Origin of the sequence: Bifidobacterium saguinibicoloris (assembly GCF_019331725.1) — a bacterium.
In the GTDB taxonomy this organism is placed as follows: domain Bacteria; phylum Actinomycetota; class Actinomycetes; order Actinomycetales; family Bifidobacteriaceae; genus Bifidobacterium; species Bifidobacterium saguinibicoloris.
Genome location: NZ_JAHBBF010000005.1, coordinates 55,416 through 74,654, shown reverse-complemented (window position 1 = coordinate 74,654; position 19,239 = coordinate 55,416). Strand labels below are relative to the sequence as shown.

The following is a 19,239-nucleotide window of genomic DNA, read 5'->3' as shown; positions in this document are numbered from 1 at the left end:
CCATGAACGACATGCACATCCGCCGCGCCGAGAAGCGCGACATCCCTGAACTCCACCGTCTGCTGCGTCAGGTCGCCGACGTTCACCACAACGGCAGGCCCGACCTGTTCAAACCCAACGCCACCAAATACACCGACGACGAGCTCGCGTCGATCGTCGCCGACGACGAAAGCCCGGTCTTCGGCGCGTTCGCCGACGCCGATGACGCGACCCTCTACGGCTATGCGTTCTGCGTGTTCCAGCGTCACCCCGGCAACCATGTGTTGACGGACATCACGACTCTGTACATCGACGACATCTGCGTCGACGAGGCCGCTCGTGGCAAGCACGTGGGCACCGCCGTCTACCATCACGTCATCGACTTCGCCAAGGCGAGCGGCTGCTACAACGTCACCCTCAACGTGTGGTCGTGCAACCCCGGCGCACAGGCGTTCTACGAGGCCATGGGGTTGAAGCCCTACAAGGTGGGCATGGAGACGATCCTGTAGGGCAGGGCGTCGGGACGGGTCGGAGTGCAAGATATGGGGCCGTCGGACGGGTCGGCGTGCCGAAACGGCCGACGGCCCGTCAGACGCCTTCCGGGATGCGCATGCCGGGACGGTAGAAGTCGCGGTCCTTCTCGCCGATCTCCCTCACCACGCGGCACGGCGTGCCGAACGCCACCACGTTCGCCGGAAGGTCGTGAGTCACCAGACTGCATGCGCCCACCACCGTGTTCTCGCCGATCGTCACACCCGGCATCACCGTCACGTTCGCGCCCAGCCATGCGTTGCGTCCGATATGCACGGGCGCGGAGAACTGGGCCGCCCGCTCGCGCAGGTCCGGGCGGATTGGATGCCCGGTGGTGGCGATTGTCACGTTCGGGCCGATCATCACATGTTCGCCGATGAAGATCTCGCCGTCGTCCACCAACGTGAGGTTGAAGTTCGCATAGCTGTGCGCGCCCCAATGCGTGTTGCACCCCCAGTTCGCGTGCACGGGCAGCTCGATCCACGCGCCCTCGCCCACCTCGCCGAAGAACTCGTGCAGCAGCCGGTCGCGCTCCTCGCTGCACGGCTCGCTCGCGTTGAGCCGGTGCAGCAGACGCATCTGCTCATGCTGTGCCTCGTCCATTTCCGGGTCCCCGCACAGGTACAGGTCGGGGGAGTGCATGATGTCGAGCACACGCTGCGGAACGGTCATCGGTCACCTCGTCGTTCGATGGAATCGTCGGAAAGAAACGTACCCACCCATCCTAGCGTTTGTGTTGATTTGTGGTGTCTGTGGGTGGCGTGGACGCGGGGTCGGTGCAGCTGCATGCCCCGTCCTCAGTGGCCTCCCATGATGAACGTGCAAGTGCCGCTTTTCGACATGGGCGACAGGGCGACGCTGATACGCGTGCAGTGTTCGGGCGGCGTGCTCGGGATACAGGGTTTGTCGAGGTCCGTAATGCAAACGGTCATTTCGTTACGGTGTTCGCCGGGGCGACACTTCCTGAACGGTTCCCTACGTCGGTCGTCGAACGCATCCAGCACCAGCTGTTCCGCCGGCATGATCTCGATGCCGTCGTATTCGGTGTGGCCGTCCGAGTACGCGCGCAGTTTCGGGCGGCCGTATTGGTCGATGAACGTGACCCACGCGCCCGGCGGCAACAGGCCGGCGATCCGTATCGCCGTCGCTGCGCGCGATGCCTTGACGAGATGGAAGAGGCGGTCCACCGCTGTGGCATCCCAACGGTGGGTGCCCAATTCCGGAATCAGTGAATCGGGCATCAACGCTTTGGAAGCGAACATGTTGCATGCCGCCTCCTCGGCGCGTTTCTGATCCGCCTTGTCGTCAAGGGCGCGTAGGGCGCAGAAGAGATCGATGTCCGAGTTCTGCAGGTGGTGTCCGAGCTCGTGGAGAATGGTGAAACAGTCTCTGGGATAGAAAACGGTATGCACCTCGATGAAGGCCTTGCCGTCCGCTGTCTTGTGCTGTGGCAGGCAAAATCCAGAGACGCATTCGCCGGTAGTGCTGTTCCGTTCCTCAGACGACGCCTTGGAGGTTGTGATGGTGATTTCATCGCTCCAATGCAGGGGTATGTCCTTCATCGGATCATGAAGACAATCCTTGAGGAAGGTGTCCGGATGCCTTTCGTGCGCAACGGCAAGCATCCGGTCCGCCTGCCGGACGACCCACTTCCGTGACAGCTTGGCCATGTCGCTCGTTCCCCTCCTTTCCGGCTGTTGTCAGTCCAGATCGTCGTTTTCGGCAAGACGATTGCGGTAGGCATCCTGCAATGCTCCGCGCCAGGCTGCACGACCGTAACCATTCGGACGTGCCGCAAGCGTGAACGCGTCCTGTGCCAGATTGACGCGGGCGTCCCCGTCCATGCGATGCGCGTACTCGTCCGCATCCCGGCGCCAGGCCGGCTGTTCCACTTCGACCAGAAGATCGGCGGGCAGATGGAACGTGCGTTTCGGTGCGTCCGGCACCTGCACGCCGGCGTCGGCAAGACTGGCACGTTGCTCATCCGTCAACGGGACCACGCCGTCCAGCACGTCGTCCACCTGATCGAACGGCAGCTGGAGCACGGTGATCAGCGCCTTGGCATACGTGCCACGTTCCGGGGTCATGGAAGCCTCCGCATCCTCATCCTCCTCATGCAGTTTCGGCAGATCGAAGCACATGGCATGCCATTTGAGCAGAATCGCGGTGATGTCCTCCCGGTTCTCCACGAACGGGGAGTCGCGCTCCTCGTTGTCGTGGCCGCGGCGGATCGCGTCGGTCTTCTTCGCGAACCGCAGGTCGTCGTGCTCGATGGCCTTGACGGCACTCTCGGGAAACTCCTTCAACGGTTTGTAGAGCAGCCGGACCGGGATGATGGCCTGCAGACCGGGCCAAGCGACCATCTCGATGTCCAACGGCGTGTTGCCGACGACGAGCGAATCGTCGGTCTCGCTATGCAGATCGTTCGACAGGGGGATGACGGTCGCCATGCGCGGATCGTCGTTCACCTCCGCGACGAGCACGTACAGGGAATCGTCGCCTTGGTCGGCGATCCACAGTTGGCCGCGCTTCACTCCTTCGGCCAGTTGGCGTTCGATGCGTTCGGGGGAGTCGACATCATCGCCGCTGGGCATGATGAGCTCCGTGTCGGTGTCTTTCAGCTGGTCGTACATGCCGAGCAGCTCGGTAAAGGACTGTGCATTGTTCATGGTAATCAGGCCTTCCGTTCGTCCGGGTCGATGCCGAGGTCGAGAAGCATTCTGCGTACTTCCAGGTGTTTGCTGATGTATCGGCGTACCCATTGCCGATCATGTTCGTGTTCTTCGAGGAGTGAGAGGATGTACCTGATCTGCCGTTCACGTGCGTCGTCGACCGACGCCTCGATGACGATATCCTCCGCGGAAGTGGCGTCGTCGGCGATGTCCATCGGATTGCCGTCCTCATCCGTGATATCGACCAGTGTGGTTTCCGCCAGCATCGGCAGACGGTATTGGACGAGATGGAACAGCACATCGAGCGGCAGCGTGCCGTCGGCGGCTTCGAGCACGCCCGCCAGCAGATTCTCCATCTGACCGGTTGCGCCATAATTGACGTTGCGTTTGCGGTTGGGGTCCATCAGTCTTTCGAGATCGATGTCGATGGGATATTGCGAGACGACCTTGTGCAGGTCCATCTCGCGTGCTGCGGACGGGGTGTCCGGTCCTTCGACCAGGCCCCAGTAGTGTTGGGGATTGTCGTTGGTGAACCGGTCCTTGGCTTTGCTGAGACGGCCGCGGACCACCTCGCGCATTCTGCCGGAAACGGTTTCCGCGTACAGGTTGAGGAACCATCCGTTGATGGTCTTGGTCACGCAAGATTCGAACGATTGATCGCTCCTCATCCCGCTGGTGTGCATCTTCTTGTGCAGATAAGCGGCTTTCTTCTCCCAGAACGCGTTCATGCAGTCGTCGGGTGACGTCGGAGCGCCTTCCGGCAGCGTGGGACCGTACTTGTTATACCCTGCCTGAATCCGCGCGGCGATGAAGCCGATCGCTTTCGGCCCGAACTGGCGTTTCGGCTTATGCCGGGTCTCTCCGAAATATTCGTCGATATAGTAACGGGTCTTCGATTTATCCCAGTCGTCCGTGCCCTTCTTCCGCCTGGACATGCCGCCTCCTTGCACAGGTGTGACTGCCGCCCAGTCTACCGCCCGCATGAGTGGCTTGCCGTCGGGAAGGAACCGTGTCGCCTTCGGTCGTTCCGCCCGTCGTGCCTGAGGAGCCTCCCTCATCGCGTCACCTTCCATCGTCGTGCTCGTCGTGACGAATCCCGCCGTCCGCCGTCTCCCGCCGGACACACAGTTCAACCGGACAACGTGCGTTCTCTTCGAGAAACAGCGAAGAACGAGGCGTGTCGCATGTTTTCGTCTCTTGTCCGGTTGAGATGTGCAGAACGCACGAATGGTCCGGAAGAGCCGAATCGCCGGTAGGTAGGAAAGGAACGGTCACCATGCTGTTGGACATGTCGAAGAACAAGCACTTCCACCCGATTCCCACAGGGACGAACCGCAGGCTGGCGCGCATCAAACTCTGCTATCCGGGCAACGCGCTCCAGGTGCAGCGACTGCTCAGGGTACGCGTCCGCGAGACGCCGCTCAGGTTCGACGTGGCCTACTTCCGGTTCCCTCAGGACGGGAACGGCGAGTGGTGCGGCAAGTGGATCGAACCGTTCACCATCACCGACACGCTCGGATGCGTGGTCACGGACGATCGTACGCCGGCGCGGGGCCAGTTCAACATGCGCTACCTCGCGTATCGCCTATGCAACGGCGTCACGTCGCCGTTGGCGAAGATCGGCTTCCGCGAGGCGATGCCGGGCATGCCGGATTCGCCGGTCACTACGCACGCGGACAAGCTGTGGGACGTGCTCGACCTGGACGTCGCGTGCCGCGACGGCCTGCTCACCGACGATCCGGACGAATCGCTGCGCGGAAGCTTCGCGGTCATCGAGCACACGACCGGCATCGTGCTGCCCGCATTCGTCGGCACCGTCATCGAACTCATCGTGGGAGAGGAGGATGCGATGACCATCCGCATCCGTCCGATCGATGCGGACACCGGCGTGGAGCATGACCCCGCAAACGGCTACCACAGTCTCAACGGGCATGAACGCTACGAATCCGAGACCGGCTACACCGACACGCAACTGCGTGCGGACATCGACACGTGGAGCGGGGAACTGCGACGGCTCGTCGCCCTGCGTGACACGTCTGCGTTCGCCAAGGAACGTGCCGCCGTCGCAACCCTGCGCGAGGTGACGCGTGACGACGACCGGCGGAACGCGTGAACCGTACCGCGAAGACGCATGAATCGTAAGTGGCAAGGACATGGAAAAGGGAATGATGATGACCACGATGAGCGCCTTGACGGCGATGAACCTGCCGATGGCGGCGAAGCCCGGACTGCTGCTGCCGGGCGTGCTGTACCTGGATGATCTACTCGACGAGTTCAAGCACGACGACATCGGTCTGCCACCCGTCGACGACGAGGACGACGGCGATGACGGCCGCCCCCACTGCGTCTACGAGTACGGCGGCTACACCGACGAGGACGACGACTTCGCCGACCTGTACGACACGGAACGCAACAGTGACTACGGCTGCCGTGAGACGCCGGAATACTATATCAAAGCGCTTTCGAAGGACCCTGGCGCCACGAGCGTGGAGACCTTCTACTACTGTCCGCGCCACTTCGCGATCAATATCGGCTATCTCGCCGACGTCATGGCCCGCTGCCCGCAGGAGTGGGAGATCGACCGTTACGTGAACAACGGCGAGATTCCACCCCGCTTCGCCCTGCAGGATTGGGGACGCATCGGCGAATGACTCGGTGGAAAAGCATCCGGAACATTGCTCCCATCACGTGCGACACGCCGTATGCCGTCCGATGGAAACCCGATGACGCGAAAAACCGGTACATATCTACCGGCCGATGATTGTCCGGTTACGGTGGATGAAGCAACGGAACGGTGGTCGCTCGGCGCATCGGCGTGACGAGTGGTCTCCCAGTGGAATGAAAGGAGCCGATATGAGAGTGCTGCACACCTCCGACTGGCATATCGGGCGCAGATTCAAAGGCGTCAGTCTGCTCGACTACCAGCGCAGGGCGTTGGAATGGCTGATCGGCGTGATTGAACGCGAGCATGTGGACGTGCTGTGCGTGTCCGGCGACGTGTACGACCTGTCCACGCCGTCCGGCGAGTCGGTCCGTCTGTTCGGTGCGGTGCTCGACCGGCTCGCCTTGCTTGAAGTCGACGGGCGGCCGTTGGAGATCGTCGTCACGCCCGGCAACCATGATTCCGCGGACCGTCTCGGCGTCGGCTCCGGTGCGATGCGTCCGAACGTGCACCTGCGTTGTGAGGTCGATTCCATCGCGGAACCGGTGATGGTCACGCGTGACGGCGAGGAGCTCGCCGTATACGCGCTCCCGTACCTCGATCCGGACGCGTCGCGTCCCGCGCTCCAGCTGCTGCTGAAGCAGGCGGGCGTCGACTATCGCATCCCGCGTTCGCATGAGGGCATGATGCGCGCCGCCTTGGAACTCGTCACCCGCGATCTCGCCGAACGGCGTGCGGTCGCTCCGGGCCTCGCCGCCGTGCTCATGGCGCACACGTTCGTCTCCGGAGCCGCGTCCAGCGATTCCGAACGCGGCATCGCCGTGGGCGGCGTCGACAGCGTGCCGGCAGGCATCTTCTCCCACAGCGGGCTCGATTATCTGGCGCTTGGCCACCTGCATCGCCCACAGCGGGTGAATGTGCCCGACCCGCCTGCCGAAGAGACCATGTTCCACTTCGACCGCACGCCGCAGGCCCGCTACAGCGGATCGCTGCTCGCCTATTCGTTCTCCGAAAGCCGCACGCCGCCGGTGGAGGGCAACGGCAAAAGCGTGGTGCTGTTCGACGTCTCCGATCATGGCGTGGAGAACATCCGCACGGTGGACGTGGAATCCGGTGAACCCGCGTTCGTGCGGCTGGACGGCACAGTGGACGAGATCCTGGGTGATCTCGCCGACCGGCATCACGACGACTGGGTGTCAGCCACCGTGCATGTCGCCGAATTCCCCAAAGGGATCTACCAGAAGATCGACGACCGGTACGCGCATGCCCTGGAGAAGACCATCAAGTACGAGCGTCGTGACGAGGCGATCAGGCGGCGTGCCGTCGACCTGCGCAAGGCGACCTCGGAAATGGACGTGCTCGACCAGTTCGTGCGGCATCAACTCGGCCGGGAGCCCAGTGAAGAGGAACGGAAGGTGTTGGAATCGGCGGTGAGCGCCGTGCGGACGAAGCACGCCGAATACGCCGGCGGCAACGGTGCAGGCGATGCCGTCGGCATCGCCGTCGAAGCCGCGGAGAAGGAAGGCTGAACAATGAAACTCATTGCCATGAAATTCCAAGGATTCGGACCCTACAAAGGCGAATACGCCATCGATTTCACTGCGCTGACCCGTTCCGGCATGTTCCTCATCGATGGGGAGACCGGCGCCGGCAAGACCACGATCCTCGACTGTCTGACGTTCGCCCTGTACGGCAACATCTCCGGCAACGAGAAGGACACGCTCGACGCGGGCGGCGACGGTCAGCGCGTCCGCTCCCGGTTCCTCGCAGGCAGCCGTGCCGAAACCTACGTCGACCTGATCTTCCAATCCGGCGACGACTACTACGAGGTGCGCCGCACGCCGAAATACGACCAGCCGAAAGCCCGTGGGGAAGGCGTCACGCCGCGCAACGCCACCGGCAAGCTCATGAGAATCGACCGCGGCATCGCCGCATTGATCGACGAGCCGGCCAACGATCCGGAACGTTATTTCACCTATGCGGAAGGCGCCGGGCACGCCGAGGCGATCATCGCACGCGCCGGAGACGTACGCCCGGAGATCACGCGGATCATCGGATTGAACCGTGAACAGTTTTCGCGCACCATCATGCTCGCGCAAGGCCAGTTCGCCATGTTCCTGTCGCTGACCCCCGAGAAACGCACCGAACTCGTCGAGAACCTGTTCGGCGCGACCGTCTACGAGGACATCCAGAACGAACTCGCTGAACGCCGCAAAGCCATGAAAACCAGAATGGATCAGGACGGCATCCGCGTCGTCGGCGGCATCGCCGACGCCAGAACCACCGCCGCGCGCATCCTCGAGGAACGTGGCCTGCATGCAGACGGAAACGATCTGGAGATTCTGTCCAACGCACGATGGGGACTGGACCGTGAGGACGCCCGCAAACTCGCCTATCCCGCACGCGAACCGGATGAGATACGCGAGGCGCTGTGCGGCGTCGTCACCGGCGTCGACGTCGAATGCGACACGCTGATCCATGACGGCGAAGCGGCGAACACGCAGGCCGGGAGGACACTCGCCCGGGCGCGGACACGTCATATGGACGCCGCGGCATTGCGCGGCGGGGCGGAGCGCGAGCGGCGCGACACCCAAGCCCTCCTCAACATCAAGGCGAATGAGGAGAGCATCGGGCAAGACCGCCGCAACCTGTCCCGCGCCGTCGAAGCGCAGCCGATCATCGACCTCGACCACGAATACGCGTCGGCGCAGGCCAGAGCGCGGAACCTCGCCGAACAATCCGAGGAACTGCAGCGGCAGCTGGAACGGATGACCAGCCGGGACGAACTCGAACGCCGTCTCGAACACGCGCTGAAGGAAGCATCCGGTGATGCGGCGGCCCGCGCCGCTATGGAACGCGCCGACGCGCACGAACAACTCATCGACGCCGCCGAACAGGCACAGGCACGGCATGCGCAGGCGAAGCAGACGCTCGCCGAAGCCCGCGCCACGGCGGAACAGGCACGGCAGACGATGGAGGCACTGCCGGATTCGGAATCCGTCGAACAGGAACTGCAGCGGCTCGCCGAACAGCTGGGCGGCGAACAAGGGCTCACGGCCCAGCTCGACCATGCCAAGCGGGTGCTCGACCACGTGCAGCAGGCCGAACGGCTCACGGCGGGCATGTCCGCGCTCGAAACCTCGCGCGACGAAGCGGAAGCCGCGCATCAGGCCGCGCAGCGCACCCTGGACAACGCCGAAGCCGCCATCAGACAATCGGGAGCCGCCCAATACGCGGCCTCGCTCGAAGACGGCGAACCCTGTCCGGTGTGCGGCAGCATCGACCATCCCCATCCCGCGACCGTACCCGACAACGTGGCAGACGCCAAGGAACTCGACGAGCTGAAGCAACGCGTCACCGTCAAGCAAGCCAAGGCGGAGCAGGCGCGAACCGCATTGCGCGACGCCGAACGGGACCTCGAATCGCAACGGGAACGTGGCGAAGGCCTCGACATCGGACAGGCGCGCAGCCGCATCACAGAACTCGAAACCGCCATCAAAGCACTTGACGAGGCGCGCGAACGACGTGAGGAACTCCGCGGCATCCAACAACGCATCGCCACCGCCACGGAGGCTGCGCGTCAGACCCAGGCCGCGCTCGCCGTCGCCGAGACGAAAGCCGAGGAAGCCGGCAGGAACGCGAAGGAAGCGACCGCACAAGCCGAAGGCCACACCACGGCGACGGTGGCGGCGGAGCGCGCCGCCGCCCAAGCACAGCTGGACGCGGCCACGCAGGCGAAGCAGGAGGCGCAACGCCTCAAGCAAGCCATCGACGAACGAGCCGAAACGGAACGTCGTCACACGCAAGCCCAAGCCCAAGCGGACGCTGCGGCGCGCACCACCGCCGAATCCAAGGCGAAACTCGATCAGGTCCTCGACGAGAGCGAGCATTTCACCGCCATCGACGAAGCCGTCGCAGCCGGACTGGACGAACGGGAGCGTGCCACGCTCCAACAGCGCATCCGCCGCCACGAGGATGCGCTGCACGCAGCCGAGGCCAACCTCGCCAGATCGCGCGACGAACTGCGGGACACCATCGCCGGCGCAGACAAGGAGAATCTGTTCGCATTCGGCCTCGCCGGATACGCCGATGACATGGCAGGAGCACGCTCCATGGCGCAGGCCACGGCCATGCCAAGCCGGTCGGCGGAAGGACCGGAAGCAGTGAAAGAACCGGAGACGGCTCCCACAGCCGTTCCGCGAGGCATGCCGGTGGCATACACCGACGCCGGCGAACCGACATCACTGGGGAAGGCGATCGCCGCCATCGACATGACCGCATTGGAGGCCTCCGTACAGGAAGCCCAGCGGCACGCCGACGAAACCGGCCGCCGCGTCGGAACGCTCTCCGAACTCGCGCAAAGGTGGAGGAGACAAGCCGAGACGATGGAGCACCTCGCCGGCCAATGGGCGGAGCAGACCGCACGATTCGCGCCCATTGAGCGCATGGCCGCCCTCGCCAACGGCGACAAAAGCGCGTCGGGCGCAGCCAACCGGCTCACGCTCATCACCTACGCCGTCACCGAACGGTTCCGCGACGTGCTCGACCGCGCCAACGAACTCCTGAGCGACATCCAAGGCGGCGTCTACGAACTGCGGCTCAAGGACACTCCCTCCACCACCGGCATCAAGAAGACCGGACTCGACATCACCGTGTTCGACCGGCGCAACGAACAGGAACGCAACCCCGGAACCCTCTCCGGCGGCGAGACGTTCTTCGTCTCCCTCGCGCTCGCCCTCGCGCTCGCCGACATCATCCAAGCGGAAAACGGCGGCATCAGCATGGACACGCTGTTCGTCGACGAAGGCTTCGGCACCCTCTCGCAGGACTACCTCACCGACGTGATGGACATGCTGCGCCACATCAGCCGCACCCGCGACGTGGGCATCATCTCCCACGTCGACTGGCTCAAGGACCAGATCGCCGAACGCATCAGCGTCAGCCGCATCACCCCGGACGGGGAGAGCCGATTGGAGGTGATAGCCTGAAACCGACGCCGGCAACGGGAACCGACGGCGGAAAGGGACACGCCATGACACGCAAACTCATCCTCGACCTCGACACCGGCATCGACGACACGCTCGCCATCGCCTACGCGCTCGGCAGCCCCGACGCCGAACTCATCGGCATCACCGGCACCTACGGCAACGTGACCGTCGCACAGGGCGTGCGCAACGCGCTCGCCGTCACCGAACTGTTCGGACATCCGGAAATCAAGGTGTACCGGGGCGTCGACCACCCCGTCGCCGCCGACAAGGCGAACGGCGGCGACGGCACATTCACCGTGAGCCGCGGCTCCGCGTTCATCCACGGCACCAACGGCATCGGCGAAGTCGACATCCCGGACCCCACGCGCGAAGCCGAAACCGAATCGTCCATCGACTTCATCATCGACGCGGCCGAAACATACGGCGAGGACCTCACGCTCGTGCCCACCGGCGCGATGACCACCATCGCAGCCGTGCTCGAACGCGAACCGCGCGTCAAGGACATGGTCGTCGGCGGCATCGTCATGATGGGCGGCGCACTCACCGTGCCCGGCAACGTGAACGCGTGGACTGAGGCGAACATCGCGCAGGACCCGGAAGCCGCCGACCGGATTTTCCGCTCCGGAGCGCACGTGACCATGATCGGACTCGACGTGACCATGCAGACCCTGCTCACCAAACGGGAGACCGCACGCTGGCGGGAGACCGGCACGCCGGCGGGCCGGTTCCTCGCCGACATGACCGACTACTACATCGGCGCATACGCGGTCACCGCGCCCGGCATGGGCGGCTGCGGACTGCACGACCCGCTCGCCGTGGCCGTCGCACTCGACCCCACGCTCGTCACCACACTGTCCATCAACCTCAAAGTCGACCTGGACGGGCCCACGCGCGGGCGCACCATCGGCGACTACGACCGGCTCAACACCGCCGAAAAGACCGTCGACGCGGCCGTCGGAGTGGACGTGCCGCGGTTCCTCGACGAATTCACAACGCGCGTCGGCACCGTCGCGGCAGGGGAGCGGTAGACGGACGGCACGGATGAGCGTCGGTGTTGCGTCCGGCGTTACGCCCGGCGCAACCGGCGAATCGAGGTGCCGCGCCTGAGACGCGTCTTGCGCCGGGCATGCGGCGTGCTACGATGCGAACCGAAGTCAAGGCGACGATCCGTCATCAGCGGGGAGCCTTCGGAAGAACGGTGCGACGCGCAACCACATGCGTCCCGCACCCAGTAGAACCGACGGGATCGGCCCGACACAGCCGAACTCAAGCGGTCGCACGTCCGGGAGACCAGACGCATGCGACAAGCGAGGTGGTACCGCGGTGCCAAGCCGAAACGACGGGAACGTCGTGAGGCGGGCATCGTCCTCGTAGCCGGGAGCGACGACGGAACGTCGCGCCGAAGGAGCATGAAGGCTCCGGCCGCGGGAAGACCACTCCGATCACGGCCGGCGCGCGGAACGCGCCTTCGACGTCCACGGACCGATGCCGCCCACGGTGGACCAGAGCACACAGAACACCGAGGAGAACAACGGTGAGCGAAAACGTATACCCGAAGGCGAACGAGGGCGGCGAAACCGCGCACGTCGCGCCGAACCCCAGCTTCCCCCACATGGAGGAGACCGTCCTGGACTACTGGGACAAGGACGACACCTTCAACAAGTCCGTCGAACGCAACCCCTCCGGCGACCACAGCCAGAACGAGTTCGTGTTCTTCGACGGCCCGCCGTTCGCGAACGGCCTGCCGCACTACGGCCACCTGTTGACCGGCTACGCGAAGGACGTCATCCCGCGCTACCAGACCATGAAAGGCCGCAAGGTCAACCGCGTGTTCGGCTGGGACACGCACGGCCTGCCCGCCGAACTCGAAGCGCAGAAGGAGCTCGGCATCGACTCGGTCGACCAGATCGAGAAGATGGGCATCGACAAGTTCAACGACGCCTGCCGCGCCTCCGTCCTCAAGTACACGCGCGAATGGCAGGACTACGTGCACCGCCAGGCCCGCTGGGTCGACTTCGAGCACGGCTACAAGACGCTGAACATCCCGTACATGGAATCCGTGATGTGGGCGTTCAAGCAGCTGTACGACAAGGGCCTCGCCTACCAGGGTTACCGCGTGCTGCCGTACTGCCCGAAGGACCGTACGCCGCTTTCTGCGCACGAGCTGCGCATGGACGCCGACGTGTACCAGGACCGTCAGGACACCACCGTCTCCATCGCCGTCAAGATGCGTGACGAGGACGCGTACGCCGTGTTCTGGACCACCACCCCGTGGACCGTGCCCACCAACTTCGCCATCGTCGTCGGCGCAGACATCGACTACGTCGAGGTCAAGCCCACCGAAGGCAAGTACGCGGGCAAGAAGTTCTACTTCGGCAAGGCCCTGCTGCCGCACTACGAGAAGGAGCTCGGCGAGAACTACGAGATCGTGCGCGAACTCAAGGGCTCCGAGCTGGAGGGCCGCCGCTACTGGCCGGTCTTCCCGTACTTCGCCGGCGAGAAGGCCGAGACCGAAGGCAACGTGCCCGGCCCGAACGGCTACACCATCTTCACCGCCGACTACGTCGACACCGTCGAGGGCACCGGCCTTGTCCACCAGGCCCCCTACGGCGAGGACGATATGAACACGCTCAACGCCAAGGGCATCAAGAGCACCGACGTGCTCGACGAAGGCTGCCGCTTCACCGCGCAGTGCCCGGAGTACGAGGGCCTCTTCGTGTTCGACGCGAACAAGCCGATCCTGCGCGACCTGCGCAACCAGTCCGGCCCGCTCGCCGAGATTCCGGAGGAGCACCGCGCCATCCTCTTCCAGGAGAAGAGCTACGTCCACTCCTATCCGCACTGCTGGCGCTGCGCCACGCCGCTCATCTACAAGCCGGTGAGCTCCTGGTTCGTGTCCGTCACCAAGATCAAGCCGCGTCTGCTCGAACTCAACCAGCAGATCAACTGGATCCCGGAGAACGTGAAGGATGGCCAGTTCGGCAAGTGGCTCGCCAACGCGCGCGACTGGTCCATCTCCCGCAACCGCTTCTGGGGCTCCCCGATCCCGGTGTGGGTGTCCGACGACCCGAAGCACCCGCGCGTCGACGTGTACGGTTCGCTCGAGGAGCTGAAGCGTGACTTCGGCGACTACCCGCGCGACAAGGACGGCAACATCAACATGCACCGTCCGTGGATCGACAACCTCACCCGTCCGAACCCGGACGACCCGACCGGCAAGTCCACGATGCACCGCATCAGCGACGTGCTCGACTGCTGGTTCGAATCCGGCTCCATGTCGTTCGCGCAGTTCCACTATCCGTTCGAGAACAAGGAGAAGTTCGAACAGCACTTCCCGGCCGACTACATCGTCGAATACATCGGCCAGACCCGCGGCTGGTTCTACCTGCTGCATGTCATGGCGACCGCGCTGTTCGACCGTCCGGCGTTCAAGAACGTGATCTGCCACGGCATCGTCCTCGGCTCCGACGGACAGAAGATGTCCAAGCATCTGCGCAACTACCCGGACGTGAACGGCGTGTTCGACAAGTACGGTTCCGACGCGATGCGCTGGTTCCTCATGTCGTCCCCGATCCTGCGCGGCGGCAACCTCATCGTCACCGCCGAAGGCATCCGCGACACGGTCCGTCAGGTCATGCTGCCCGTGTGGAGCTCCTACTACTTCTTCACCCTGTACGCGAACGCCGCCGGCTACGACGCGCGTCAGTTGCGTGCCGACGAAGTGGCCGCCCTGCAGGAGATGGACCGTTACCTGCTGGCCCGTACCCGCCGTCTCGTGCTCGCCGCCGAGAAGTCCCTCGACGAGTTCGCGATCTCCGACGCGTGCGATGCCGTCTCCGACTTCATCGACGTGCTCACCAACTGGTACATCCGCAACAGCCGCGACCGCTTCCTCGCCAAGGATGAGAACGCGTTCAACACGCTGTACACCGTGCTCGAGGCGTTCATGCGCGTGCTCGCGCCGCTCGCCCCGATGGAGGCCGAATCCGTGTGGCGCGGCCTGACCGGCGGTGAGTCCGTGCACCTGGCCGACTGGCCGTTCGTGGTGGACGCGAAGACCGGCGAGGACACCGAACTGGGGCGCGTGCTCGTCGACGATCCGTCGCTCGTCGCCGCGATGGAGAAGGTGCGCGAGGTCGTCTCCGGCACCCTCTCGCTGCGCAAGGCCGCGAAGATCCGCGTGCGCCAGCCGCTGTCCAAGCTCACCGTGGTGGCGGAGGACGTGGACGCCGTGCGCGCCTACGCCGAAGTGCTCAAGAGCGAGCTCAACGTGAAGGACGTGGAGTTCTGCACGCTCGAGGACGCCGCCTCGCAGGGGCTCAAGATCGTGCACGAGCTGCGCGTCAACGCGCGCGTCGCCGGCAAGCGTCTGCGCAAGGACGTCCAGTTCGCGATCAAGGCGTCCAAGTCCGGTGCGTGGCATGTGGATGCGGCGACCGGCGCTCCCGTCGTCGAGACGCCTTCGGGCGATATCGCGCTTGAGGATGGCGAATACGAGCTCATCAACCGCGTGGAGGAGAAGGACGCCGCCGAAGAGGCCGTGTCCGTGTCCGCCGCGCTGCCGACCGGTGGCTTCGTGATCCTCGACACCGCCTTGACGCCGGAGCTCGAGGCCGAAGGCTACGCCCGCGACGCGATCCGCGTGGTGCAGGACGCCCGCAAGTCCGCCGGCTTCGACGTGGCCGACCGCATCGCGCTGAAGCTCACCGTGCCGGCCGACGCCGTCGCCAAGGTCGAGCAGTTCCGCGACCTGATCGCCGCCGAAACCAAGGCCGACACGTTCGACGTGGTCTCGGGCGAGGAGCTTGCCGCCGAGGTCGAGAAGGCGTGAGGCTTGCGATTGCGGTGATGATCGCAGCGCGTGCGTGACACGTGCGACACGCCGATAGATTGGCTTGATTGAGCCGATGTTGAGAAATCCGGATGTCCTGGAGACAGGGCATCCGGATTTTTGTTTGGGCTTTTCCGGTAGATATTTACCGGTTGCTTGGGGCATCTTTATACTGAATCCAACGCCGCGCACAAGGCAGCAGCAAGGAGGTCGATGATGGGTGTCACGTATCGTCGCGCTCGTCTCGGCGTACTCTGGTCTCGGTGAGGAATCGCATAGTGCGGCAGCGGTGCGACGGCCCGTTTCCGATCTCCGGAGTCATACTCCGGAGACTTCATTGAGGACAGAGGGATTTGCCGGAGCGGTGGCCGGCGAGCACTTTCCGGAGTCATGTTCCGGAGACTTCATTGAGAAAATCTGATGGTGCTGTCGTCTGCGTGATTTTGGATGACGGGAAGCTGACAATCAGCTTTTGCCTCCAACTCCCTGGACGCCAATAGGCAGTAAGCCAGACAGGTGATTCACACCCACACAAACACCCGAATAGCTATTTATTATCTCGCTTTCGCTGGGCGGTGCAATACTCTTTGTTTACCTTTTTGGTATATGATTTATACCATCTGATTACCGTTGGGAGGTTATTATGGGTAAAGTAATCGCCAATGTCGATGACGATGTGAAGACGCGTGCCGCCGCCCTGTACGAGTCCATGGGAATGAGCTTGAGCACTGCGGTGAACATGTTCCTGCGTCAGTCGCTCGAAGAGGACGGCGTGCCGTTCAAGCCCCGCCGGTATACGGGCGTGCGGTTGACGCCGACCGAGGAGACGCGACGCGCGATGGTGGAAGCTGAAGCCAAGGAGCTTGGGCTGATTCCTGACGACGCCGTGGAATGCCGTACGGAGGATGATGTGCGCGAGCACCTGCGCAAGCTGAGGGGACATGCCGAATGAGTTACATCATCAAGTTCGATTCGCGTTTCGATGCGGATTACGAGTGGCTGGGCCGCGTTCATCCCGAACTGCTGGATGATCTGGACGACGCCATTCTGATGCTACGTGAGGACGGCGAACTACCCGAGGGGTATCGTCCGCACGTGTTGGGCAACGCCGGCGGCAACTACAACGGGCATTGGGAGTTCCATTTGGCCGGTGATATCGACGTGCTGGTGCTGTACTGGAAACGCGCCGGTCATACCGTGATTCGCATGGTCCGCATCGGCACACACGCCGAACTGTTCCAAGGCGAGGTGCTGTAGCCGAGGATTCCATCGGACCGCATCACATGCCCGTGGTGCGGTGCACGAGATGCGGCCTCGCATCATGTTCGGTTTCCAGGATGCGCGAGGCCATCAGGTATTCGCCTCCCATGCCGGAGTCACCCAAGGATGGTGGGATTGGCTGGCTGGGCGTCTGGGGAAGCGTAGTGTATCGGCTTCGCTGTCGCTTCCTGCGTCGCACGACGCTTCGGCGGTGGCGGATGCCGTCAACGGATTCGCGAAGGGTGCCGCCGGTGGGGGAGTCCGGCCGTTCGGAGTGATGGTCGGACGGGAACGCGGCGGGCGCCGTGATGCCGTTCCTTCGCCGGTATGGGCCGGCAGGGAGGAATTGGCGCGCGGCCCTCTGGCGGGGTTCGATCAGATCGTCGGTCACACGCCGGCTGCTACCGTGGAGCGTCGTCGAGGCGGTGTCGGGACGGGCGCTCTCACCCGGTCCGGCAAACGTTCGAAGCGGAATCGCGCCGAACTCTGGTACTGCGATACGCATTCCTTGTATCGCGATGGGCGACGAATCGGCGATGATTCGTTCCTCCTGTTCGACTGCGAGGTCGCGGGAGCATGGCGCGTGCCTACGGGAACGATTGGTAGGGCTTCCGTCGTGTGATTCGCGTGTGATGCCCCAGACGTTTCGCTTTGGTGTCCGATGTCCGTGCGGCGGCGGTGCAGGCGCGGATGTTGCCACATGCTCTCACGAAGATAGTTATTGGGCAACATGACCAATTGTGATGATGGCAAAAACTAGACGGCTTGCCTAACATGGTGGCAGAAACGCAGATGCAGGACGTAAGGAGGCCATCATGACGAACATCAATCAGGATCCCCGCGAACCGCGTGCCGGACAGAACGGCGATCCATACGCCAACCCGTACGTGAACCAGACGAACAACCCGTATGCCGGACAGCCAGGAGGGAACGGTGGTTCGGGCGATCCGTGGAACAACCGCCCGGTCGACCCGTTCAAACTCATCGAGACCATGCTGCCGCAGCACACCAAGAACTGGGTGCGCGGCTTCTACGGCATAATCGGCGTGGCCGCCGTCCTGCTTGGCACGGCCCTGCTGTTCTGGCCTGGCGCCACGTTGAAGGTGGCGGCCGTTCTGCTCGGCATTTATCTCGTGGTCTCCGGCCTCGTGCGCGTGGTCGTCGCCATCGTGGAACTCGGTCTGCCGAGCGGCTGGCGCGTGCTTGACATCCTCGTCGGCGTGCTGCTCGCCGTCGGCGGCGTGGCCGTGCTCAAGAACGCCGCCCTATCCGGACAGACCCTGGCGGTGCTCGTCACCATGACCGTGGGCATCGGCTGGATGCTCGAAGGTTTCATGGCGCTCGTCGAATCCTGGCGGCTCCCCAGCTCCGGTTGGGCCGTGCTCTACGCCGTCGTCTCCATCATCGCCGGCTTCGTGGTGTTGCTCTCGCCCATCAGCTCCACCGTGTGGCTCGTCGTCTTCGCCGGATGTGCGCTCGTCGTCATGGGAGTCTCCGCCCTCGTGCGCGCCTTCACGTTCGGCAGGATGCCGAAGGGCCGCTGAACGGTACCGGTGCTGTACCGATTCAGCTTTCGTGAACGTGTGGCCTCATATGAGGCCACACGTCATTTCGGCATGCAGACGCCAACGCCAAGCCCGGTCTGGTGGAGGACTTCCCGTTGATGGGAAAGAGCGGTGGTGCTGATATGGTTGTTCTGCTTGGGAACAGCGTAAGTTGGGGGAACTGTATTCTTATGCCGGTTCGGGCGGCACCCCATCGGTAGGGAATTGCAACTACTACGGTGGAGATATACCCTTGTTGGGTATCTCGGATGTCTCTGGGCGTTACATCAAAGATGTTGGTAAGTACATTACCAGAGAGGGACTTGAAAACAGCGCCGCATGGTTAGTGCCTGCTGGCGCCATTGCTCTCGCCATGTATGCAAGTGTGGGGAAAGTGGGCATTACCTACCGCGAGATGGCAACAAGCCAAGCATTCTTCAACATGGTATTTACTACGGAGGCAACCAGAGATTTCGTCTTTGCGAGGCTCGATAAGGCCAATGCTGAGGATGAGTGGACGGAACTCGTTTCTACGGGAACGCAGAGTAACTTAAATGCCGAAAAAGTAAGAAGCTGGATTATTGCTGTACCTTCACAGGCTGAGCAACAGGCCATTGGCCAGTTCTTCTCGCGACTCGACGACCTCATCACCCTTCATCAGCGTGAGCGACGGCATGCAATAGATACGATGACGCGCCGAGTCTTCTCTGATTGATTGGCTGGTTATGACATCCAACATCAGCGTAAGCACAAACCAGCCAGAAAAGAGAAC

At 63.4% G+C, this 19,239-nt stretch carries 14 protein-coding genes and 1 pseudogene; 11 read left to right on the top strand and 4 right to left on the bottom strand.

Going from position 1 to position 19,239, the window contains the following annotated elements; all coding sequences use genetic code 11:
* Positions 1-2 precede the first annotated feature (2 nt).
* Positions 3-488, top strand: coding sequence for a GNAT family N-acetyltransferase (locus KIH78_RS04950; RefSeq protein ID WP_219131515.1), 486 nt, complete (start codon positions 3-5; stop codon positions 486-488).
* A 79-nt stretch (positions 489-567) separates the two neighbouring features.
* Here KIH78_RS04950 and KIH78_RS04945 read toward each other — a convergent pair whose 3' ends face one another.
* The 4 genes from KIH78_RS04945 to KIH78_RS04930 all read right to left on the bottom strand — a co-directional run bounded on the left by KIH78_RS04945 (position 568) and on the right by KIH78_RS04930 (position 4,255).
* The gene (locus KIH78_RS04945) at positions 568-1,182 is read right to left on the bottom strand and encodes a sugar O-acetyltransferase (protein WP_219131514.1); all 615 of its coding nucleotides are present in this window, start codon (positions 1,180-1,182) and stop codon (positions 568-570) included.
* A gap of 125 nt (positions 1,183-1,307) precedes the next feature.
* Positions 1,308-2,180: an ImmA/IrrE family metallo-endopeptidase gene (locus tag KIH78_RS04940; protein ID WP_219131513.1), complete on the bottom strand. Its 873-nt coding sequence runs from the start codon at positions 2,178-2,180 to the stop codon at positions 1,308-1,310.
* Between the two features lie 30 nt (positions 2,181-2,210).
* A complete protein-coding gene (locus KIH78_RS04935; protein WP_219131512.1) occupies positions 2,211-3,179 on the bottom strand; it encodes a hypothetical protein in 969 nt (322 codons plus the stop codon).
* 5 nt (positions 3,180-3,184) lie between these two features.
* Positions 3,185-4,255, bottom strand: a complete 1,071-nt coding sequence (locus KIH78_RS04930; protein WP_219131511.1) for a hypothetical protein — start codon at positions 4,253-4,255, stop codon at positions 3,185-3,187.
* Between the two features lie 203 nt (positions 4,256-4,458).
* Between KIH78_RS04930 and KIH78_RS04925 the strand changes: the two genes are divergently transcribed.
* The 10 genes and pseudogenes from KIH78_RS04925 to KIH78_RS04880 all read left to right on the top strand — a co-directional run.
* Positions 4,459-5,295, top strand: a complete 837-nt coding sequence (locus tag KIH78_RS04925; RefSeq protein ID WP_219131510.1) for a hypothetical protein — start codon at positions 4,459-4,461, stop codon at positions 5,293-5,295.
* Positions 5,296-5,347: 52 nt separating this feature from the next.
* Positions 5,348-5,833, top strand: coding sequence for a hypothetical protein (locus KIH78_RS04920; protein WP_219131509.1), 486 nt, complete (start codon positions 5,348-5,350; stop codon positions 5,831-5,833).
* A gap of 202 nt (positions 5,834-6,035) precedes the next feature.
* Positions 6,036-7,373, top strand: a complete 1,338-nt coding sequence (locus tag KIH78_RS04915; RefSeq protein WP_219131508.1) for a metallophosphoesterase family protein — start codon at positions 6,036-6,038, stop codon at positions 7,371-7,373.
* Positions 7,374-7,376: 3 nt separating this feature from the next.
* Entirely contained in the window at positions 7,377-10,832 is a 3,456-nt protein-coding gene (locus KIH78_RS04910; RefSeq protein WP_219131507.1) for an AAA family ATPase, read from the top strand.
* Positions 10,833-10,876: 44 nt separating this feature from the next.
* Complete coding sequence (locus tag KIH78_RS04905; RefSeq protein ID WP_219131506.1) at positions 10,877-11,860, top strand: nucleoside hydrolase; 984 nt, start codon at positions 10,877-10,879, stop codon at positions 11,858-11,860.
* A gap of 506 nt (positions 11,861-12,366) precedes the next feature.
* Positions 12,367-15,663: a mupirocin-resistant isoleucine--tRNA ligase gene (ileS, locus tag KIH78_RS04900; protein ID WP_219131505.1), complete on the top strand. Its 3,297-nt coding sequence runs from the start codon at positions 12,367-12,369 to the stop codon at positions 15,661-15,663.
* Between the two features lie 643 nt (positions 15,664-16,306).
* Positions 16,307-16,615 carry a type II toxin-antitoxin system RelB/DinJ family antitoxin gene (locus KIH78_RS04895; protein ID WP_214315623.1) on the top strand — a complete coding sequence of 103 codons (309 nt, stop codon included), beginning with the start codon at positions 16,307-16,309 and terminating at the stop codon, positions 16,613-16,615.
* On the top strand, positions 16,612-16,920 hold the full coding sequence (locus KIH78_RS04890; RefSeq protein WP_214315622.1) for a type II toxin-antitoxin system RelE/ParE family toxin: 309 nt from the start codon (positions 16,612-16,614) through the stop codon (positions 16,918-16,920). Before KIH78_RS04895 ends, KIH78_RS04890 begins: the two co-directional genes overlap by 4 nt.
* Before the next feature lie 818 nt (positions 16,921-17,738).
* Positions 17,739-18,467, top strand: coding sequence for an HdeD family acid-resistance protein (locus KIH78_RS04885; protein ID WP_219131504.1), 729 nt, complete (start codon positions 17,739-17,741; stop codon positions 18,465-18,467).
* A gap of 166 nt (positions 18,468-18,633) precedes the next feature.
* Positions 18,634-19,182, top strand: a pseudogene (locus KIH78_RS04880) (restriction endonuclease subunit S); the annotation flags it as partial.
* Positions 19,183-19,239: the final 57 nt, after the last annotated feature.